The organism is Parvimonas sp. oral taxon 393 str. F0440 (assembly GCA_000223315.2).
Lineage (GTDB): Bacteria > Bacillota > Clostridia > Tissierellales > Peptoniphilaceae > Parvimonas.
Window position 1 is genome coordinate 315,389 of the sequence record AFUS01000004.1, and the last position, 21,025, is coordinate 336,413.

Genomic DNA, 21,025 nt, shown 5'->3' on the forward strand with positions numbered 1-21,025 from the left:
TAAAATTAAATTTTTAGAACTTTTTTGTTGTTCATTTTTCTATTATATGATATAATTTATGAACAAGTTAATTAAGGAGGTATTTATGCTGACAATACAACAATTTGATATTTTAAATTTATTTTTTAAAAATCAAGATAAAAAATTTACTCAAAGAGAAATTTCAGATATTACAAAAATTTCTTTGGGAAAAGTTAATGAAACTTTAAAAGAATTAAAAAATAATGAATTTATAGATAAAGATTTTAAAATTACAGCTAAAGGATATTATGAATTAGAGCCATATAAGGTTGATAATGCAATCATAATGGCTGCAGGAATGAGTTCAAGATTTGCTCCCCTTTGTTATGAGAATCCAAAAGGTCTTTTAAATGTTAAGGGAGAAAAATTAATTGAAAGAGAAATATTGCAACTAAAAGAAGCAGGAATTGAAGATATTACCTTAGTTGTAGGATATATGAAGGAAAAGATGTTTTATTTAGCTGAAAAATTTGGCATAAATATAGTAGTTAATGAAGATTATTACAGATTTAATAATACTTCTTCTCTAATTCTTGTTACTGAAAAATTAAAAAATACTTATATTTGTTCTTCAGATAATTATTTTCCAAAAAATCCTTTTGAAAAATATGTTTATAGAGCATATTATTCTGCAGTTTATCAAGAGGGAGAAAGTGATGAATACTTTGCAGAATGTGATAAAAAGGGAAGAATAAAAGGAATAACAATTGGTGGAAAAGACGATTGGATAATGTTGGGACATGTATTTTTTGACAGAGAATTTAGCGATAAATTTGCAAAATTGTTAAAAGCAGAATATCACGAACAGTCAGTTAAAGAAAATTTATGGGAAACTTTTTATATGCGTCATCTAAAAGAGCTTGATAATATGTATATCAGAAAATATGATGTAGAAGACATAAAAGAATTTGACTCTTTAGACGAATTAAGACTTTTTGACGAAAAATATGTTACTAATTCGGACTCTAAAATATTTCAAAATGTTTGTGGTGTTCTAAAATGTAATGAAGAAGAAATAAAGGATATTAAACCTATAAAGATGGGAATGACTAACACTTCTTTCAAATTTAGTTATAATGGGAATTCCTATGTTTATAGACATCCGGGTCCCGGAACTGAATTAATCATAAATAGAAAAAGTGAGTTTGATTCAATGAAAATTGCAAAAGAATTGGGTTTAGACGACACTTATATCTATATGGATGCGAACAGCGGTTGGAAAATTTCAAAATTTATCGAAGATGTAAAAATTCTTGATTATGATGATAAAAAGAATGTAAAAAGGGCAATCTCTATGCTTAAGAAATTGCATACAAGTGGTAAAGAAACAGATTATAAATTTAATATCTTTGATGAAATTGAAAACTTTAAAATTAAAATAAAAAATTCACATCGTGATGATTTTGAAGATATTAATGTAATGAATGATAAAATTTATAGATTAAAATCCTTTATTGAAAAAGATGGTTTAAAAGAATGTCTTTGTCATTGCGATAGCTATGATTTGAATTTTTTAATGGACAGTAGAGATGAAATGTACTTAATTGATTGGGAATATTCTGCAATGTCAGATCCCGCAGGAGATATTGGTTGTTTTATTACTTGCTCAACATACTCTTTTGATGAGGCTATGGATGTAATAAAAGAATATTTTGACGGAAATCCATCAGTTGAAGAATTAAGACATTATATTGCCTATGTCGCAGTAAGCTCATTTTATTGGTTCTTATGGGCAATTAATCAAGAAATTCAAGGAAAGAGCATTGGTGAATATTTATATATTTGGTATAACCATACTAAAGAATATGCTGACTATGCTTTGAAATTATATGAACAAGGAGAAAGTGATGAATAATCTATCTATTGAAAAAATTATTTATGAAGAAACAGAAAAAAGATTAGAAATAATGTCTAAAGAAGATTATGAATTTCCTAAAAAAATTACGAAAACAGATTGGATTCTTATTTGGGGAATTGTAATAATTTCTATATTTTTAATTATATTATGCATGATAGGAGTAATTGAATAATGAGTGGAAAATTAAATTATATTCAGCAGGAGACTATAACAGGTGTTGTTCCTATGATGAATTCGGAAAGAAAGTATTCTTTCTTAGATTTATTTTTAACTACAAGCGGTTTTGCAATTGCAACTTGGTGTTATACGCAAGGAGCTTATGTTGCACAATTTTTAGGATTCAAACAGATGATTATAAATATTTTCTGTTTTAATCTAATATTTGTTATGATAGAATGTTTACCGGTTTTGTTTGCTGTGCGTTATGGAATAGATTTGTGGATATGGTTGAGAAGTGTTTTAGGAGAAAAAGGTGTTGCAATTTTATCGACAGTTATAAGTTTTGCCAACTTCGGTTGGTATGCGGTTGCGGCAAATCTCTTTGCATCATCTATGATTAATCTTGCATTAAGTTTTGGTGTTGAATTAAATCCTGTAATTTTTAAACCGTTACTTGGAACGGTATGTGTTGTTCTTGGAACTTTAATTGCGCTTGGAGGTCCTGAGGTTATTAAGTGGACAAACAGATTTTTAGTTATGGCTTTGCTTATAGTTGGAGTTATAATAGTTGCGATTTGTCTTTTTGCAGTTCCTCTTTCTGATATATTAAAAGTTAAACCTGTTTTAGCCGAAGGAACTACAAAATTACAAAACTTTATGTTATCTGCAGAAGGAAATATCGCTTTTGCATTTTCTTGGTCAACACAGGCTCTTGTACTGCCAAGGCTTGCAAGATCTGAAAAAAGCGGATATTGGGCAACAAGTTTATCCTATGGAGTCGTAGCGCCTTTTTTCGTAGCTACAGGAGGGGTTATGGCATTGGCAATGTTTGTAAGAACAGGTGTATATGAAAGTGATCCTACAAAAATGTTATCTACTTTGGCAACTCCCGGATTTGCATTATTAAGTTTACTTTTGGTTGCTTTTGCTAATATTGGAACACAGGGAACAGGTTCTTATGTAAATTGTATGATAATAAAGAGCGGTATGCCTAAACTAAGCTACAAAAAATTAGTTATTATAGCTATGATTTATGTTAGCGGATTGACTATTTGGGGTGGAGTTGAAGAATATTTCGGTTCATTTATTTCACTGGCTGCATATATTCAAGGTCCTATAATCGGAATGATTGTTGTAGATTATTTAATAGTAAGGAAAAGAATGATATCTCTAAAATCCGCCTTTTTTATTAAGGGGCATAATGCATATAAGTTTACAAACGGATTTAACTTGGTTGGTATTGGAGTTGTGATAATAACTTTTACATTAGCAATGTTATTCGTTTACAATCCAATGACGGGAGCGATTAAAAGCAATCTGTTCTTAGTTACAACAGGTAGTGGTTTTACAGCAATTTTCGGAGGACTTATATATTGGATTGCAAGTTTAACTCCTTTAAAATCATATATGTTAAAAGATAGAAATGATTTGGAAATAGTATAGAATATTTCAAGACAACTTTATAAAAAGTTGTCTTTTTTTGTCAGTTTTTTGGGTATTCAATAGTTGTTGTTATTGAAAAAAAGTATTGTTTATGTTATCATAAGTTGTTAGTAGGTGATGATTGTGAGAGAAAAATAATTGATATAAAAGATGTAAGATATGAATATACCGGAGAAGATGATAAAAAGAGTACTGCTTTGGATGGAGTCAGTTTTTCTGTAAATAAAGGCGAATTGATTTCCATTTTAGGACATAATGGAAGCGGAAAATCTACTTTGGCAAAACTTTTAAATGCACAGATTATTCCAACAGATGGGGAAATTGAAATTTTTGGAATTAATACAAAAGACGAAAATAGAATTTGGGATATTAGACAAAAATGTGCAATGGTTTTTCAAAATCCTGATAATCAACTTGTTGCGACAGTTGTAGAGGAGGACGTTGCTTTTGGACCTGAAAATTTAGGAGTACCTTCAGCAGAAATAAGACGAAGGGTTGATGATGCTTTAAAAATTGTTGAGATGCAAGAGTATAAAAAACATTCTCCACATATGCTTTCAGGGGGACAAAAGCAAAGAATTGCAATAGCAGGTATTCTTTCAATGAAATCGGAAGTAATAATTTTTGACGAATCAACTGCAATGCTAGATCCTATTGGAAGAAAAGATATTATGGATACTATTTTAAAATTGAATAGAGAAGAAAATAAAACAATTATGTATATAACTCATTATATGGAAGAGGCTGTTCTTGCTGATAGAGTTATCGTTTTAAATGAGGGAAAGATTGAGTTTGATGACAGTCCTAAAAAAGTTTTTTCAAATGTTGAAACTTTAAGGGAATTAGGACTTTCAGTACCACAGGTTACAGAGCTTGCTTATCTTTTAAAGAATGAAGGGATTGAAATTCCTTCTGATATTTTAACTAATGATGAAATGATAGAATTTTTGGAGAGAAAATTAAAATAATGGATATAAATTTTAAAAATGTAAGTTTTGTCTATGGAGAAAAAACTCCTTTTGAAAAACTTGCTTTGGATAATATAGATTTAACTATAAAAAGGGTGAATTTGTTGGTATTATAGGGCATACAGGAAGTGGAAAATCAACGCTGATTCAACATTTTAATGGTATTTTAAAGCCGACAAGCGGAGATGTTTTTATAGGGGATATGAATACTAAAGATAAGACACTTGCTAAAAGTGGTTTGAGATATAAGATTGGATTGGTTTTTCAATATCCTGAGTATCAACTTTTTGAAGAGACAATTGAAAAAGATATTGCTTTTGGTCCTAAAAATATGGGGCTTAGTGAAGCTGAAGTTACAGAAAGAGTAAAAGAAGCTATGGAGCTTGTTGGTCTTGACTATGAAGCTAAAAAGGATAAATCTCCTTTTGAAATTTCAGGAGGACAAAAGAGAAGGGTTGCGATAGCAGGAATTTTGGCTATGAAACCTGATATTCTGATTTTAGATGAACCAACTGCAGGACTTGATCCTAAAGGTAGAGATGAATTGTTTTTTCAAATTAAAAGACTTTACGAAAAAAATAATATTACAATAGTTTTGATTTCTCATAGTATGGAGGATGTTGCAAAACTTGTAAATAGAATAATTATAATGAAAAACGGACAGATTCATTTAGATAAGAGTACAAAAGAAGCTTTTAGTGATGTTGATGATTTGAAAAAAGTTGGACTTAATGTTCCGCAAATTACGGAACTTATGGATATTCTAAGAAAAAAGGACATCATTTTAGCAAAAATATTCTAACAGTTGATGAAGCTTTTAACGAAATTAAAAGAGAATTGAGGAAAAATTAATGGTAAAAAATATATCAATAGGTAGATTTTTTCCGGGAGACAGTATTGTTCACAGATTGGATCCCAGACTTAAACTATATTTTATTTTTATGTTTATACTTTCTATATTTTTTATAAAAAGTTTTCTTGTTTTTATACCACTTGCAATTTTTTTGTTTTCAATTATAAAAATAGCAAAGTTACCGATTTTAATGGTTTTAAAAGGTTTAAGGGGAATTTTTTATATTGTTTTATTTACAGTAATTTTAAATTTACTTTTAACACCTGGAGAGGTTTTATTTAGAATATGGATTATAAATATAACCAAAGAAGGAATTAAATTAAGTGCTTTTATGAGTGTTAGAATAATACTTTTGGTTATAGGAACAAGTCTTTTAACTCTTACTACAAGTCCTATTGTGCTTACAGATGCTTTGGAATATGTTATGAAACCTTTTGAAAAAATAAAGTTCCCTGCACATTCCGTTGCAATGATGATGACAATAGCTCTTAGATTTATACCGACAATTTTAGATGAGATGGATAAAATTACAAAGGCACAAACTGCAAGAGGAGCAGATTTTGAAACGGGTAGTATTATAACAAGAGCTAAAAGTTTGATTCCGTTACTTGTTCCACTTTTTGTAAATGCTCTAAAACGTGCAGATGAACTTGCTGTTGCTATGGAGGCTAGATGTTATAGAGGTGGAGAAGGTAGAACCAGAATGAATGTTCTAAAATATACGAGAACAGATTATTTAGTTATGGCTTTTCTAACTGTAGTTTTTGGGCTTGTGATAGCATCAAGATATTTCTTGAATATTTGGATTTTTAAATAGAAATAAAGGAAAGAAAAATGAGTTTTGATGGAATTTTTACAAAAGCGGTTGTTGATGAAATATATCCGCTTTTATTAAATGGAAAAATAAATAAGATAAATCAACCGGATAAAAATGAAATAAATTTACAGATTTACAACAAGGAGAATTATAAATTATTACTTTCTTGTGCAAATAATCTTTCAAGAATTCATTTGAGTGAAAAAAGCAAAAAAAATCCGATAACCGCATATAATTTTTGTATGTTGTTAAGGAAACATTTAGTTGGAGGTACTATTAAAAATATATATCAACATAAAATGGATAGAGTTGTTTGCTTTGAAATTGAAAATTTAAATGAATTAAAAGAACTTAGTAAAAAACTTTTAATTATTGAAATTATGGGAAAACATTCAAATATAATTCTTGTTGATAAAGAGAGCAATAAAATTATTGATGCAATTAAGCATATAGACTCCAGACAAAGTAGTATAAGAGAGGTTTTTCCTAATAAGGATTACTTTTTTGTAAAGGATGAAAAAGAGAATATTTTAGATGAAAATTATAAATTACCTTCTGAAATTTTGAAAAATTCAGAGCCAATTTCAATGAAAAAGTTCTTTTATTCAAATTATTTAGGATTTTCTCCAATAATTTCCTATGAGTTATTAAATAATTCAAATGTTGATTCGGATATAAATTCTGCAAATTTAAGTGTGGAAAATATACAAAGAATTGATGAAAATTTTGTGAAATTAGTTGAAAATATTAAAGCTAAAAATTATTATCCAATTTTTATTAAAGATGAAATGAATAACAACAAAGATTTTTATTGTTTTGACTTGAATTTGTATGAAAAAAAGAAAGTGTCGATAGTTTATCAAAATTAGTCGAAAGTTTTTATCATAACAATTCTCTAAGAGATAGGATAAATCAAAAGGCTTCAGGATTTAAAAAGATTTTGACTACAAAATTAAACAGACTTACAAATAAATATTTGGCAATGAATGATGAACTTTTGAATAATCAAAGTAAAGAGGATTTAAAAAATTATGCCGATTTACTTTCCATAAATATCTATAAGATAGAAAAGGGAATGAAAAAATATCGGTAGGAAATATTTATGATAATATGAAAGATATTGAAATTTCACTTGACGAAAAGAAATCTCCAAGAGAAAATATTGAAGCATATTATAAAAAATATAAAAAGTTAAAAACTGCTGACGAAATAATAAAGGCTGAATTGCCGAAAATTGAAGAAGAAATGAAGTATATAAAACAAATTTTGGAAACTATTGAAATTATTACAGAATTAAACGAGCTTTCTGAAATTGAAGAGGAACTTATTTCTTTAGGATATGTAAGGAAAAGTAAAAAAATAAACAAAAACTTGAAAAGTCAAAGCCTTATGTCTTTGAAACAGACTCAGGAGCATTGATTTATGTTGGAAAAAATAATTTACAAAATGAAAATCTAACATTAAAATTTGCAAATAAAAATGATATATTTTTCCATGCACAAGATGTTCCGGGAAGCCATGTAATCTTAAGAGGTGCAAACCTAACAGAAGATGACTATAAAATTGCCGGATTTTTAGCAGGGTATTATAGTTATTTTAAAAATGAAGGATATGCAAATGTAGATTACACAGAAAAAAAACATATCCGAAAAGCAAAGGGAACAGGGCTTGGAATGGTATATTACGATAATTACAAAACCTTATTTATAGACTTTAAAGATAAATTGTATGATAAATATAAAAAATAGAATGGCAAAAACCATTCTATTTTTTGTTTTTCTATTTTTTTAAAACTATTACCCAACCTTCTCTGTCAAGTTTATCAAAAGATAAAATTTCATGATTATGTTCTTGACAATATAAAGGTAAAGTTCCAACAGCTTCTGGACATGTAAATTCCAATTCAATAATTTGCCCAACCTGAGCATCACCTAAAGCTTTTTTAAGCTCTATAAGTGGAAGAGGTCAATCAAGTCCGTGTGTATTTACTTTTATTACGTCCATCTTAACTCCTTTGTTTTGTAACTAAAAATATTCTTGCACTTATCCAAATTCCTAGCATTAAGAATACAAATGCAAACCAACCTTTCATAGATAATTGAGCGGTGAAAACAAATCCGTTTGAAATGATACAACCTTGTCCCCAAATAGCTCCAAGTGCCATTAATGCACTACCTATGATTGTGTATATTATTGTTTTTTATTCGGCATAATGATTGAAAATTCTTTACTAATAAAAGATGTAAAGAAAGAACCGAGTATAATTCCTAAAACAAACATACTTCCCCAGCCAAGACCTTGGCCGTCAACGCCTCATCCTATACCGGCAGTTTCTATTGGACAAATTTTATCTGCCCAAGTCAAAATCGGTGTTGAAATCCCGAAACTACCAATACGTCCTGTTAGGCTACTAAAATAAAAAGCTAATCCCATTAAAAGACCTATTAAAATAACAGTAAGTTCTTTTGACCACATCTTTTCACAAAATATGTGGCGAATACCTGTATATCTACTAGGCAACTTAAATTTTAATTTATGTGATTTATAATGTCTGAACATTAGGAAGTATAATACTAAAACTACAACTGCACATAATATTATTGGTGAAAAAGGTAATTTTTCTAAAAATTCATCCGGTAAAGTCAATTTTCCATTTGCAAAATAATTGGAAAGAGGTTTTAACGGTCCTTTTACAGCAATATATGATGTTATTGTGAAGGTTACTAGAGAAATCAATCCAATAATTCTACCGTCACCGCTTTTTATAAGAGTGCTTGTTAGACATCCGTTGCACATAACTGCACCAAAACCGAATATTAAGCTACCAAACGCAATACCGATTACCGGAAATTCTACTAAAAATGTCATTGGAACAAGCTCAAAATAACGTAGTATATGATAAATCAAAGCATTAGTAAAAATAATTGCTAAGAGTAAAACTAAGTTATAATATCTCTTTTCAAGATAAATATCACGAATAGTTCCTGTTGGACAAAATCTTGATCTCTTTAATAAAAAGCCAAAAAGAAAACCAAAAAGTAATCCTGTATAAATCATATTATCCTCCTTTTTAAATTATCGTCAAGTACAATTTTAACAAAAAATTGCTAAAAGGTCAATTAAATTTACTTATGGATTTATTAGCTTATTGTGAGAAAATTAAAGAAAAATTTAATTATATTTTATGACATAATAATTAAAATATATTTTTAAAAAATGTCAAAACTAATAATTCTAAAATTATTAATAATTTTATCTGAATTGAGTTTTTACAGATTAAGTTGAAAAATCTATTTTACAATTTTGATGAAAAATAGAAACAAATCAAACAAAAAAGGAGCGTAGGCTCCAATATTTGTTTGGGAATTATTCTTTTATAATATAATATGATTTTAATTAAATTATTTCATTATATCTTTAATTACTTTTCCAGCTTTTACTTCAACTATAGTTTTGGTTTTATCTGTTGGTTGTAAAATTTTTACTGTTATACTTTTATCAAGATTTTTTGATATTAATAAAGCTGTATCAACAATTTCATTTTGCCAACCTTCAAGCATTGGTTTAGTCATCATACCTTTATCATTATAGTCAATCAATCCTGATACATCTGAAGCAGCTTGCTCAACTAATTCAATATTAACTGTATTATTCTTTTCATCAAATGTAGTCTTGGCAAAATGTTTATTAGAATTATTGAATTCTTGCAAATATTTATTAATCTTTGCAACAGATTCACTGTTAAGAGTGTTATTTTCTGAATTTTTTATTTTTTCTTTTAATTCTTTATTTTCTTTTTCCAGAGAATCATTTTTTTCTTGTAATTCATTATTTTTCTTTTCCAAAGAATCTTTTTGCTCTTGTAACTGTTTAACAACTTTATTTTCTTCATTATTTTTATTAGAACAACTAACTAATATAATGCTTATTAATATCGTAATAGCAATTTTTTTCATAATAAATTCTCCCTAAATTTTTTATAAATTATTCTAATTCTATTTTTTTGCTTTTCTATATCCTGCATTAATAGCTTCTTGTTCGCTATGAAATATAACTAAATTTTTGCTTGAAATTCTATTATAATGTGCTTGACCTGGCATATGATAAATTTTGGATTTTATATTTGCATGTATCTCTACTGATTCACTAGCTTCTTTTTCTTGTCTTTTCTGTTCTTCTTGCTTTCTTTGTTCTTCTTGCTTTTGTTGTTCTTCCTCTTTTTTACGCTTTTCTTCTTCCTCTAATTTTTTCTTCTCCTCTTCTTTACGTTTCTGTTCTTCCAGTTTTTTCTTCTCCTCTTCCTTTTTCTTTTGTTCCTCTAGCATTTTTTCTGTTTCTTTTTTCTCTTTTTCAAGTTTTGCTTGTTGTTCAATTTTTTGAGTTTCTTCTTTTTTTGATGAACAACTAACTAATATAATGCTCATTAATAACATAATAGCAATTTTTTTCATAATAAATTCTCCTTTAACAAATAAAAGTTTTCCTTTTCTATATTATAAACTTAAATGTAAATAAAGGCAACTATTTTTATATTTAAAAATAAGAGCTTTAATAATTAATTTAAAATGGTATAATATAATTGTTAATATATTTATTTTAAAAGTTAAAATTATACTATAAAAATAGTATAATTAAAAATGAATATTAAATAATTCAAATACCATTGTAAAGGAATTTAGATAAAAATGTTAATAGAAAAATTATTTAATGATGTAGAATTATTTTTTCAAGGTAAACACGAAGAAAAAGAAACTCATTATTTTGCTTTTTATGTTCAAGATTATTTATGTGATAATTATGATGAAATGTATAAAGAAAATGCAGAAGTTACAGAATTTTTAAACGAAGATTTACCAGAAATAACAGATATCGCGGAATATGGAGATGATAAACGTAATGAGGAATTTAAAAGACGTTTAAAAATTGAAATAGATAAGACTAAAGAATTGTTTTATAAAGGGAAAATTGAGTAACTAATTAAATATTAAGAAATATAGTTAGTACTGAATTAGAATAGGGGAACTTAATCGCTCCCTTTTTTTATTGTTTAGGATGCCATTGGGTTGCCATTATATATAATTTTATATAAAGTTATATAAAATTATATAAAAACTGAATAAAAAAGTTCTTGAAAATAAGCCATTTTATAAACTTATATAACAAGAACTAAAGGTTGGTGGAGATGGTGGGTGTCGAACCCACGTCCGAAAAAGCATTCATATCACTTTCTCCGAATACAGTCAATTTTAAATTTCCCAATAACCTATAAATTAACAAAATCAGTTAAAGGTATCTTATAAATACAATTACAAATCTAAGAACTTTTGTAAAGGTTGCCCACGAATTTAATGATAGAGTTTAGACTTTTGTGGGGAAAGAATAGACTCCAAATAGCTGACTAGGCAGCTAATGCAAAATTATTATTTTCTGCGTTTATATTTAATTTACCACTTTTTATGTTGATTGGATACAACAATTCGCTTATGATACTGCAACTTCCCCGTCGAAGCCAGTTCATCCCCATAATTAATAAAAGTAGCCTTATAAAGCTACTTTTATTATACCCAGATTTTATAATTATGTCAAATTTGAAATACATTTATTTATTTAATTTTTTAAATATTTTTGAAATTAATACAAAAATTATAATTACTGAAATAATTGCAAGGATAAGTAAAATTATTGTTAGTGTATCTTGATATAATCTTTTATATTTTTTGAAAAATTCAAAAACTCTAAAAATAAAAAATAAGATTATTCCTATATTTATCACTAAGAAATATTTGGTATTTCTTGTTATCAGTATTATTATAAATATAAATATAAAAATTAGAGAAATAACTAGCAAAAAGTTTTTAAATATTGTTGGATTGTGCATATATGGTTGATCGGAAGGATAACTACCTGCTGATAATTCTAAGGTTATTAGATAAAATAAAAATATTAAAAAACTAAATATTGAGTAAATTTTTTCTTTTAGTAATTTCATAGTATCCTCCTTTTTATATAAATATTAGCAATTTACAACTTTATTATAAGATTTTAAAGTTTTTTGTAAAGTATTTTATATGAAAAATATATTTTTAAAGAAAATTATTAAATTTTCGTAACAAAGTATTGTAAAAATTTTTTGTTCGATTTATAATTTATTAATATAAAAATAATATAAATGTTTAAGGAGAAAAAGATGTTAAAATCAATGACCGGTTATGGTAGAAGTGAGTTCGTTGATGAAAATTATGATTTGTCTTTTGAGATGAAAGCTGTAAATCATAAATTTTTAGATATTCAAGTTAAACTACCATATTTTTTAAATTTTTGTGAAGAAGATATAAAAAAAGTCGTAAGAAAAAAATTGTCAAGAGGACGAGTTGATATTTTTATAAGAGGAAAACAAAAGTTTTCTGAAAATAACTCCGCTTTGGATGTTAATTATGATTTAGCTTCTGCTTATTTTGAGGCTTATAAAAATATTTCAAAAAATCTGGGAATAGAAAGTTCTGTAAGCATTGGGCATATTGTTAGAAATGAAAATGTAGTTGATGTTAAGACTTCTGAGATTGATGAAGAATATTTGAAAAAGAATGTTTTGGAAGCTATTGAAAAGTCAGTTGACGAGCTTGTTTCAATGAGAATTGTTGAAGGAGAAAATCTGAATAAGGATTTGTTGGACAATCTTTTAGCTTTTGAAAATAATTTAGGAAATATCATAGAAAGAAAAGAGGATGTTTTAAATAATCAAATTGAGAAATTAAAATTAAAACTAAATGAATTTTCTGATGAATTATCTGAAAGTGAAATAAACAGATTAAATCTTGAAGTAATTTTTTATACAGATAAACTTGATATAAGTGAAGAAATCACAAGACTTCATTCACATATTCAAAATTTTAAGAAGTTTTTAAATTTAGAAAGTCAAGTTGGTAAAAAAATTGAATTTTTATTACAAGAGATGAATAGAGAAATCAATACAATAGCAAGTAAATCAAATAATTATGCAATTTCAACTTATGTTATTGAAATGAAGGTTATTATAGAAAAACTTAGAGAACAAATTCAAAATGTTGAATAGTTTTGGAGGTAATATGAAAAAGGGATTTTTGATGGTTGTTTCAGGTCCGTCAGGAGTTGGGAAAGGTACTATTTGTGATATTTTATTAAGAGATAATAAAGATATTAAGTATTCAATTTCTGCAACTAGTAGAAATAAAAGACCTAATGAAGAACATGGGAAAAACTATTTTTTGTTTCAAATGATGAGTTTGAAAAGATGATAGCAGATAAAAAACTTTTAGAGTACGCAAGAGTTCATGGGAATTATTATGGAACTCCTAAGGATTTTGTTTTAAATTCTATTAATCAAGGGGATGTCGTAATTTTAGAGATTGACGTTCAAGGTGCACTTCAAGTTAAGAAAAATTATCCTGATGCTGTTTTGGTTTTTGTTTTGCCACCAGATTTTGAAGAGTTAAAGAGAAGACTTGTAGAACGTGGAACGGAAGATGAAGAAACTGTAAATTTAAGAATGAATAATGCAAAAAAAGAAGTTGAATTTTTAAATGAATATAATTATTCCATAGTGAATGATTTTATAGATGAAAGTGTAGATAAAATGAAGGCTATTATTGAAGCCGAAAGATTAAAGATTAAGAAATAGGAGGAATGAAAGATGATAAATCCATCATTTAAAGAATTGGAAAAAATTGATAAGAGTAGATATGCTTTAGTTGTTATGACAAGTAAAAGAGCTAGAAGAATTGTAAATGGATCTAAAAATTTAATGGAAACAGACGCTCAAAAACCAATTACTCAAGCACTTCAAGAAATAGTAGCTCAAAAGGTAACTAAAAAAGAAAAGGAAGATTAAGATGAAAAAAATATTTTAGTTGGAGTAACTTCTGGAATTGCAATTTACAAGTCTTTAGACTTGGTAAGTATGTTGGTTAAGGCAGGATATGAAGTTAATGTTGTTATGACTGAAAACGCAACTAAACTTATAAATCCGTTGATTTTTGAAACAATAAGTCAAAATAAAGTTTATAGTGATGTTTATGAAAGAGATATGGATAGTCAAGTTAAGCATATAAAACTTGCAAAAAATGCAGATTGTTTTGTTATTGCACCACTAACTGCAAATACTATGGCTAAAATTGTTCACGGAATTGCAGATAATTTGATTACAAATATCGTACTTGCACATACAAAAAAGATGATTTTAGTGCCATCTATGAATGTTAATATGTATGAAAATCCGGTAACTCAAAAAAATATTGAAGCTTTAAAAGAAAGACATATTGTTTTAAGTCCGGATTATGGTCGTCTTGCTTGTGGAGACTATGGAAAAGGAAAATTTCCTACTACTGAAAGAATTTTTGAAGAAATTGAGAGTTATTTTGTAAAAAAAGATTTACTAGGAAAAAAGGTGTTAATAGGAAATGGTGCTACAGTTGAAGACATTGATCCTGTTAGATACATTTCAAATTACAGTAGTGGAAAAATGGGAAATGAATTGGCTTTATGTGCTAAAAGACGTGGAGCTGATGTAAAAGTAGTTTGTGGAAAAGTTAATAGTGATTACAGAAAATTTGGAATTGAATATATTGATGTAAAAACCAATGAAGATATGTATAACTCTCTTAAAGAAAATTTTGACGAGGCAGATATTTTGATTATGCCTGCTGCACCAGTTGATTTTAAGGTAAAAATAAAAAGATTTTAAAATCAAAAAGACTGAAAATTTTGAAAATATTGAAATTGAAAATAATATTGATATTTTAAAAAGTATTTCAGAGCACAAAAAATCACAATTTGTTGTAGGCTTTGCAGCTGAAACAAATTCAGTTAAAGATTATGCAATTTCAAAGATGAAGAATAAAAATTTGGATATGATAGTTGCAAATGACGTTTCATTAAAAGATAGGGGCTTTGGTTCTGATTTTAATAAGGTTACTATCATTACGAAAGATAGTGAAATTGAAACGGAAGTTTTAACTAAGAGAGAAATTGCAGATAAAATTTTAGATGCTATTTTGGAGAAAATATGTTAGCAGAAGTTGTTGTTAAGTCTTTTTTACTATCAAGAGCTGAAAATATTTTTACTTATAAAATTCCTAAAAATATAGAAGAAGAAATTTCAGTAGGTAAGAGGGTAATTGTTCCTTTTGGTAAAGGAAATAAGAGAACAATTGGACTTGTTATAAATATTTTAGATGAAAAAGATGTTGAAACAGATATAAAGTTCAAAGAAATTAATATGGTTATAGATGAAAAGGAAATTGTAAGTAAAACACAGATTAAACTCGCAAAGTTTATGAGTGAAAAATACATTACAAATCTTTCCTATTGTCTAAATTGTGTTTTGCCTCCCGGAGACTGGAGTAAAATTGAAGAATTTTTTGTTTTAAATAAAGAAAAATACAATGAATTTTCAACTGTTGAAACTGAATTTTTTTCAAAGAGAAGAAACATTTTAGAAATTCGAGAATTTTATAATGATGATAAAAAGGTAAATTATCTAATTGAAAATAAAATTTTAGTAAAAAAATACAAATATAACAACTCGGAAAATAAATTTTTAGAAAAATTTGTTAAACTAAATGAAGATTTTGACTTTTCAAAAATTCGTAAAAATGCAGTAAAACAATTAGAGCTTTTGAATTTTTTAAAAGGAAAAGATTTTGTAAGCGTTAAAAATTTAAGAGAAAACAACTTTACAAAAGCTGTAGTAGATTCTTTGATTTCAATGGAGGCACTTGTTTTAACTGAAAATAAAATTTATAAAAATTCTATTGAAGAAAAAAGTAGCTATAAAAAATTAAAGTTAAATAAAGAACAAAAAGATGTTTTAGATAATATTTTAAATTCCGAAAATAATAAATTTTTAATTCATGGAATAACTGGTAGTGGAAAGACTGAGATTTATCTTCAACTTGTTGAAAATATGTTAGAACAGGGAAAAAGCAGTATAATTTTAGTTCCTGAAATTAGTCTTACACCACAGACCATAGAGAGATTTTCAGGACGTTTTGAAAATGATATTGCAATTATCCATTCCAGACTTACAATGATTGAAAAATTAAATCAATGGAAACAAATTCAAGACAAGGATATAAAAATTGTAGTTGGAGCTAGATCTGCAATTTTTTCTCCTATAAAAAACTTGGGGCTTGTAATAATTGATGAAGAACATGAATCAAGCTATATAAGCGATCAAAATCCAAAATATTATACTCACGAAGTGGCAGAATATTTAGTCGGATTGTCAGGAGCAAAACTTGTTTTAGGCTCTGCAACTCCGTCTGTAAATATCTATGCAAGAACAGATAGTGAAGATATTAAACTTTTAGAATTAAAAAACAGAGCTACAAAAAATTCCTTACCCGAAGTTGAAATTGTTGATATGCGTGAGGAACTTTTACTTGGAAATAAAAGTATTTTAAGCAATAGTCTTTATGAAGCAATTCAAAAAACTTTGGATAGAAAAGAACAGGTAATTTTATTTTTAAATAAACGTGGAAGAAGCTCTTTCGTTTTTTGCAGAAGTTGCGGTTATGTTCAAAAATGCGATTATTGTGATATTTCCATGACATATCATAAAGATAATAGAAAAGATATTTGCATTTGTCATATGTGTGGAAGAACTAAACCAAAACCTAAAATATGTCCAAATTGTTTTAAACAATCCATAAAAGAATTCGGCTTTGGAACAGAAGCATTGGAAGAATATATTAAAAATGCTTTTAGAGATGCTAAAGTTTGTAGAATAGATGCAGATACTTCAAAGGAAAAAGGAGTCTATGGAGAAGTTTACCAAAAGATGAAAAATAAGGAAATTGATATTCTTATCGGCACTCAGATGATTTCAAAAGGGCTCGACTTTCCAAATGTAACTTTGGTAGGAGTTGTACTTGCTGATATAAGTTTAAATATTCCATCATTTAGATCTGCTGAAAAAACTTTTCAGCTTTTGACACAGGTTGCAGGTCGTTCAGGTCGTGGAGAAAAAGAGGGAAAAGTTATAATCCAAACTTATAAACCAAGTCATTATAGCATTGTTAATTCTTCTGATCATAATTATGAAGAGTTTTTCAGAGAAGAAATAAATTTTAGAAGAAGTTTTCTTTATCCGCCAAAGGCTCATATAGTGAATTTTCAATTTAAGAGTAAAAGTGTTGAAAATTGTATGGAAGAATTGAAAAAATAAGAGATTTAATTTTTGATAAATTTAAAAAAGAAATAAATTTAAAAAATATAATTATTCTAGGACCTAATCCTGATGCTATAAAATGGGTAAATATGGTGTATAGATATAATTTGACTATAAAAGTTCTAGAAGACTATGAGGTCTTTAGACAATTTTTAACAGAATTAATTTTCAACAAAAAGTATTCATTTAATACTGAAAAAAATGGAAAATTAATTTTGACGATAGATTAAGGAGGAAAAATGGCATTAAGAAATGTTAGAATTGATGGCGATCCTGTTCTTAGAAAAAAGGCAAGGAAAGTCGAAGTTATAGATGATAAAATAAAAAATCTACTAGAAGATATGGTAGAAACAATGTATGATTCAGACGGAGTTGGACTTGCATGTCCACAAATAGGAATTTTAAAAAGACTTGTAACAATTGATGTCGGAGATGAACACGGATTACTTAAAATGGTAAATCCTGAAATTTTAGAAAGTTCCGGAGAACAAGTTGGACCTGAAGGCTGTCTTTCAATTCCTGATGTTAGAGGTTTTGTAAAGAGACCCGAAAAAGTAAAATTCAAATATACAGATATTGACGGAAATGAACAAATTATTGATGCAACAGGATTATTAGCTGTTTGTATTTGTCATGAAATAGATCACTTAAATGGAATTTTATTTACAGATTTAGCTTTGGAGGGAGAAGAAGCTGAAATGTATGAAAAATTGTATTATGGTGAGGCAGAATAATGAAAAAAATAATTTTTATGGGAACTCCGGATTTCGCAGTCCCACCTTTAGAAACTTTGAATGAAAATTTTGAAGTTTCTTTAGTTGTTTCTCAAAAAGACAAACTTAGAAACAGAAAAAAATTATTACCGACTCCCGTAAAGCAAAGAGCATTGGAACTTGGTCTTGAAGTTGTAACTCCTGATAGTGTAAAGAGTGATGAATTTTTTGAATTCGTAAAAGAAATAAACCCTGATTTTATTGTCGTGGTAGCATTTGGACAGATAATTGATAAAAGATTAATCAACTTTATGCATGGAAAAATTTTAAATATTCACGCTTCAATTTTACCTGAATTAAGAGGGTCTGCACCAATAAATTGGGCTATTGTAAATGGGTTAGAAAAGACAGGTGTTAGTATTATGTCAATAGATGTTGGGCTTGATACGGGAGATGTTTTGGATATTGAAGAAACTGAAATTTCTGATTTAGATAATGCTGAAACACTTTATGAAAGATTATCGAAAATGGGTTCAAATTTGATTGTTAAAACTATTAATGACTTTGAGAATAAATATAAAAACAGAGTTAAACAGGGAGATAAATTTTCCTATGCTCCAATGATAAAAAGGAAATGGGAAAACTTAATTTTAATGATACTTCAAGAAATATTTTCAACAAAATAAGAGGTTTTTACAATTGGCCTAGTACATTTTGCGAATATTTGGGAGAAAATATAAAAATTCATAGAGCTGAAATTTCTAAAGAAAATCCGAATGAAATTGTCGGAACAATTTTTAAAGTTTCAGATGATGCAATTTTTGTTAAAACTTTAGATGGAAGTATAAAACTTTTAGAAATTCAATTTTCAGGGAAAAAAGAGTTTTAGTTAAAGACTATCTTCGTGGCAATTCTATTAAAGTTGGAGAAATTTTAAAATAATGAGAAAACTTGCAGTTGAAATTCTTTGTGAAATCAAAGATGAAAATTCAAATTCAACAAATTTATTAAATAAAAGCACAAAAAATATTTCTGATTTAGATAGCAAATTTTTAAGAGAAATTGTATATGGAACTTTGGAAAATAGAATTTATCTTGATTATATAATCAAAAAGCTTTGTAAACTAAGAATTAAGAAGTTCAATCCATATATATTAAATATTTTAAGAATTTCTATCTATCAGATTATTTTTATGGATAAAATTCCTGAATTTGCAATAATAAATGAGGCTGTTAATCTTACAAAAGTTTTTAAACTTAAAAAATTTTCCTCTTTTGTTAATGGATCTTTAAGAAATTTTTTGAGAAATAAAGAAGACTTTATAAAGATTGAAGCTGACGATGTAGAGGAAGCTATCTCTATAAAATATTCTGCAAATATGGATATTGTAAAAATATTGCTTTCTGATTATGGTAGGGAAGAAACTATAAAAATTCTTGAAAATTCAATGTTCAAACCTCATTTTGCAATAAGAATTTCATCTTTTGAAAAGACGGAAGAAAAAGTTGTTAAGGACTTGAAAAAAGACGGATATAAGCTAAAAAAATCTGAAATTTCAAAATTTACTTATTTTGTAGAAAATCCTACTAATATATTGGAAACTGAAAGTTTTAAAAGAGGAGATTTTACAGTTCAAGATGTTGGAAGTATTTTAACGGGAGAAGTTTTAGCTCCAAAAGAAAATTCAAAAGTTTTAGATATTTGTTCCGCACCGGGTGGAAAAACTTGTCATCTAGCTTTTCAGATGAAAAATAGTGGAGAAATCTTTGCGAACGATATTGTAAAGAGTAAATTAAAAAAGATAGAAGAAAATTGTAAAAGACTTAATATAAAAAATGTAAAATTACTAAATTTTGACGCTTCAATTTACAAAGAGGAATATAAAGAACAATTTGACTATATACTCTGTGATGTAATTTGTTCAGGAATTGGAGTTATGGATAGAAAACCTGAAATAAAATTATTCAGAAGTCAAGAAACTATTGATGAAATAATTGAATTACAGAGAAAAATTTTTGATAATGCAGTAGAATATCTAAAAGATAAAGGAGAGATAGTTTACAGCACTTGCTCTGTTTTGAAATGTGAAAATGAAGAAAATGTCAAATATTTTTTAGAAAAACATAAAAATTTAAAAATAAAAGATGTTGAATTTTTGGGTAAATCAGAGAAATTTATAAAATTATTACCTGAAAAGCAAAAACATAATGGATTTTTTATAATAAAATTTATTAAAGAGAATTAAGGGATTGAGGACTAGTCTTCAATCTCTTTTTTATAAGAAAATTGTCTTAATCAAAAATTAGCAAATCGGAAGGAAATGAGTCAAGATGATGAACTATTTAAGGATAAAATAAGTCAAAAGGGAAAAAAGCCTTAAAAATCTTGTACTATTTTATGGTGGATTAAAAAACATAGTTAGAAAAATAAATATTCAGCTTGATTGGATGACAAATATTGGGGGAAAGTGGTATAATAAAATGAATGAAAAATTGGCAAATTAGAATTTTATGAGGAGTTTATATGGAGTTTAATAGTTTGATTCCTGAATTATCAGTTTTTGATATTGTTCAGACTAAAAATTTTTATGAAGAATTAGGATTTAAAATAGAGTACGAACGACCGGAAGTGAAATTTGTTTTTATGTCTTTTCAAGATAGTCAGTTTATGTTTGAACAAATTCATGATGATGGCTGGAATACAGGGGAACTAATCTATCCTTTAGGAAGAGGAATAAATTTTTCAATATCAGTTGATGATATTGAGAAACTATATGAATTAGTGAAAAGCAAACAATTAGAGATTTACAGAGAACTGATTAGAAGTGTATATAGGGTTAACGGAATTGAAGAAATACAAATGGAGTTCCTGATTCAAGATCCTAATGGATATTTATTGAGGTTTACAAACTGATGACTCTTGATTTGAAGGGTAGGTAAACTCAGACTTGTCGCGCTAAAACAATTAAATAAAATGACAAAAAGAA

Annotated in this window: 22 protein-coding genes, 1 other RNA gene and 4 pseudogenes; 21 read left to right on the plus strand and 6 right to left on the minus strand. The window is 27.3% G+C overall.

The genetic code is table 11. The features are described from left to right. Positions 1–85: 85 nt before the first annotated feature. From HMPREF9127_RS02375 to HMPREF9127_RS02415, 8 genes and pseudogenes are all read left to right on the plus strand, one after another. Positions 86–1,876 carry a phosphotransferase gene (locus tag HMPREF9127_RS02375; RefSeq protein ID WP_009448104.1) on the plus strand — a complete coding sequence of 597 codons (1,791 nt, stop codon included), beginning with the start codon at positions 86–88 and terminating at the stop codon, positions 1,874–1,876. After that, positions 1,869–2,051: a hypothetical protein gene (locus HMPREF9127_RS02380; protein WP_009447988.1), complete on the plus strand. Its 183-nt coding sequence runs from the start codon at positions 1,869–1,871 to the stop codon at positions 2,049–2,051. Before HMPREF9127_RS02375 ends, HMPREF9127_RS02380 begins: the two co-directional genes overlap by 8 nt. After that, the gene (locus HMPREF9127_RS02385) at positions 2,051–3,481 is read left to right on the plus strand and encodes a cytosine permease (protein WP_009448276.1); all 1,431 of its coding nucleotides are present in this window, start codon (positions 2,051–2,053) and stop codon (positions 3,479–3,481) included. The genes HMPREF9127_RS02380 and HMPREF9127_RS02385 overlap by 1 nt, the downstream gene beginning before the upstream one ends. A gap of 104 nt (positions 3,482–3,585) precedes the next feature. Continuing rightward, on the plus strand, positions 3,586–4,449 hold the full coding sequence (locus HMPREF9127_RS02390) for an energy-coupling factor transporter ATPase (RefSeq protein WP_009448262.1): 864 nt from the start codon (positions 3,586–3,588) through the stop codon (positions 4,447–4,449). Next, positions 4,449–5,301 (plus strand): annotated as a pseudogene (locus HMPREF9127_RS02395) (energy-coupling factor transporter ATPase). Before HMPREF9127_RS02390 ends, HMPREF9127_RS02395 begins: the two are co-directional and overlap by 1 nt. Next, entirely contained in the window at positions 5,301–6,119 is an 819-nt protein-coding gene (locus HMPREF9127_RS02400; RefSeq protein WP_009448334.1) for an energy-coupling factor transporter transmembrane component T family protein, read from the plus strand. Before HMPREF9127_RS02395 ends, HMPREF9127_RS02400 begins: the two are co-directional and overlap by 1 nt. A gap of 17 nt (positions 6,120–6,136) precedes the next feature. Then, positions 6,137–7,538, plus strand: a pseudogene (locus tag HMPREF9127_RS08810) (Rqc2 family fibronectin-binding protein). Continuing rightward, positions 7,535–7,867 carry an NFACT RNA binding domain-containing protein gene (locus tag HMPREF9127_RS02415; RefSeq protein WP_009448135.1) on the plus strand — a complete coding sequence of 111 codons (333 nt, stop codon included), beginning with the start codon at positions 7,535–7,537 and terminating at the stop codon, positions 7,865–7,867. The pseudogene HMPREF9127_RS08810 and the gene HMPREF9127_RS02415 overlap by 4 nt, the downstream one beginning before the upstream one ends. Positions 7,868–7,898: 31 nt before the next feature. Here the strand turns inward: HMPREF9127_RS02415 and HMPREF9127_RS07675 are convergent, their stop codons facing one another. The 4 genes and pseudogenes from HMPREF9127_RS07675 to HMPREF9127_RS08185 all read right to left on the minus strand — a co-directional run bounded on the left by HMPREF9127_RS07675 (position 7,899) and on the right by HMPREF9127_RS08185 (position 10,570). Continuing rightward, complete coding sequence (locus HMPREF9127_RS07675; RefSeq protein WP_081446152.1) at positions 7,899–8,072, minus strand: sulfurtransferase TusA family protein; 174 nt, start codon at positions 8,070–8,072, stop codon at positions 7,899–7,901. 52 nt (positions 8,073–8,124) lie between these two features. Next, a pseudogene (locus HMPREF9127_RS02420) lies at positions 8,125–9,176 on the minus strand (YeeE/YedE family protein). Positions 9,177–9,520: 344 nt separating this feature from the next. Further along, on the minus strand, positions 9,521–10,075 hold the full coding sequence (locus HMPREF9127_RS02425; RefSeq protein WP_009448252.1) for a hypothetical protein: 555 nt from the start codon (positions 10,073–10,075) through the stop codon (positions 9,521–9,523). 39 nt (positions 10,076–10,114) lie between these two features. Next, positions 10,115–10,570: a sunset domain-containing protein gene (locus tag HMPREF9127_RS08185; protein WP_009448151.1), complete on the minus strand. Its 456-nt coding sequence runs from the start codon at positions 10,568–10,570 to the stop codon at positions 10,115–10,117. Positions 10,571–10,804: 234 nt separating this feature from the next. Between HMPREF9127_RS08185 and HMPREF9127_RS02435 the strand changes: the two genes are divergently transcribed. Further along, positions 10,805–11,092, plus strand: a complete 288-nt coding sequence (locus HMPREF9127_RS02435) for a hypothetical protein (RefSeq protein WP_009448442.1) — start codon at positions 10,805–10,807, stop codon at positions 11,090–11,092. A 201-nt stretch (positions 11,093–11,293) separates the two neighbouring features. On the opposite strand, the gene ssrA is transcribed toward HMPREF9127_RS02435, so the two are convergent. Together ssrA and HMPREF9127_RS08340 are read right to left on the minus strand one after the other, a co-directional pair. Further along, positions 11,294–11,641, minus strand: a transfer-messenger RNA (tmRNA) gene (gene ssrA, locus HMPREF9127_RS07685). 77 nt (positions 11,642–11,718) lie between these two features. Then, positions 11,719–12,108, minus strand: coding sequence for a hypothetical protein (locus tag HMPREF9127_RS08340; protein ID WP_009448450.1), 390 nt, complete (start codon positions 12,106–12,108; stop codon positions 11,719–11,721). Between the two features lie 198 nt (positions 12,109–12,306). Here HMPREF9127_RS08340 and HMPREF9127_RS02445 point away from each other — a divergent pair, with 198 nt between their 5' ends. The 12 genes and pseudogenes from HMPREF9127_RS02445 to HMPREF9127_RS02490 all read left to right on the plus strand — a co-directional run bounded on the left by HMPREF9127_RS02445 (position 12,307) and on the right by HMPREF9127_RS02490 (position 20,952). Beyond that, complete coding sequence (locus HMPREF9127_RS02445; protein WP_009448400.1) at positions 12,307–13,191, plus strand: YicC/YloC family endoribonuclease; 885 nt, start codon at positions 12,307–12,309, stop codon at positions 13,189–13,191. 31 nt (positions 13,192–13,222) lie between these two features. Further along, positions 13,223–13,776, plus strand: a pseudogene (gene gmk / locus HMPREF9127_RS02455) (guanylate kinase). A gap of 12 nt (positions 13,777–13,788) precedes the next feature. Continuing rightward, positions 13,789–13,986, plus strand: a complete 198-nt coding sequence (gene rpoZ / locus HMPREF9127_RS02460) for a DNA-directed RNA polymerase subunit omega (protein WP_004832943.1) — start codon at positions 13,789–13,791, stop codon at positions 13,984–13,986. A 60-nt stretch (positions 13,987–14,046) separates the two neighbouring features. Beyond that, entirely contained in the window at positions 14,047–14,838 is a 792-nt protein-coding gene (gene coaBC / locus HMPREF9127_RS02465) for a bifunctional phosphopantothenoylcysteine decarboxylase/phosphopantothenate--cysteine ligase CoaBC (RefSeq protein ID WP_255261670.1), read from the plus strand. Positions 14,839–14,890: 52 nt separating this feature from the next. After that, positions 14,891–15,166 (plus strand): phosphopantothenoylcysteine decarboxylase domain-containing protein, encoded by a 276-nt coding sequence (locus HMPREF9127_RS08815; protein ID WP_255261697.1) that lies wholly within the window; start codon positions 14,891–14,893, stop codon positions 15,164–15,166. After that, positions 15,160–17,322 carry a replication restart helicase PriA gene (gene priA / locus HMPREF9127_RS02470; protein WP_009448148.1) on the plus strand — a complete coding sequence of 721 codons (2,163 nt, stop codon included), beginning with the start codon at positions 15,160–15,162 and terminating at the stop codon, positions 17,320–17,322. Before HMPREF9127_RS08815 ends, priA begins: the two co-directional genes overlap by 7 nt. Next, positions 17,298–17,555 (plus strand): hypothetical protein, encoded by a 258-nt coding sequence (locus HMPREF9127_RS08820; protein ID WP_009448331.1) that lies wholly within the window; start codon positions 17,298–17,300, stop codon positions 17,553–17,555. Before priA ends, HMPREF9127_RS08820 begins: the two co-directional genes overlap by 25 nt. Before the next feature lie 9 nt (positions 17,556–17,564). Further along, positions 17,565–18,059 (plus strand): peptide deformylase, encoded by a 495-nt coding sequence (def, locus tag HMPREF9127_RS02475; protein WP_009448284.1) that lies wholly within the window; start codon positions 17,565–17,567, stop codon positions 18,057–18,059. Further along, entirely contained in the window at positions 18,059–18,724 is a 666-nt protein-coding gene (locus tag HMPREF9127_RS02480) for a methionyl-tRNA formyltransferase (protein ID WP_009447756.1), read from the plus strand. The genes def and HMPREF9127_RS02480 overlap by 1 nt, the downstream gene beginning before the upstream one ends. Next, entirely contained in the window at positions 18,673–18,927 is a 255-nt protein-coding gene (locus tag HMPREF9127_RS08825; protein WP_255261671.1) for a DNA-3-methyladenine glycosylase, read from the plus strand. The genes HMPREF9127_RS02480 and HMPREF9127_RS08825 overlap by 52 nt, the downstream gene beginning before the upstream one ends. Before the next feature lie 52 nt (positions 18,928–18,979). Next, on the plus strand, positions 18,980–20,284 hold the full coding sequence (gene rsmB / locus HMPREF9127_RS02485) for a 16S rRNA (cytosine(967)-C(5))-methyltransferase RsmB (RefSeq protein WP_009448418.1): 1,305 nt from the start codon (positions 18,980–18,982) through the stop codon (positions 20,282–20,284). A gap of 278 nt (positions 20,285–20,562) precedes the next feature. Further along, entirely contained in the window at positions 20,563–20,952 is a 390-nt protein-coding gene (locus HMPREF9127_RS02490) for a bleomycin resistance protein (protein ID WP_004832955.1), read from the plus strand. Positions 20,953–21,025 lie beyond the last annotated feature (73 nt).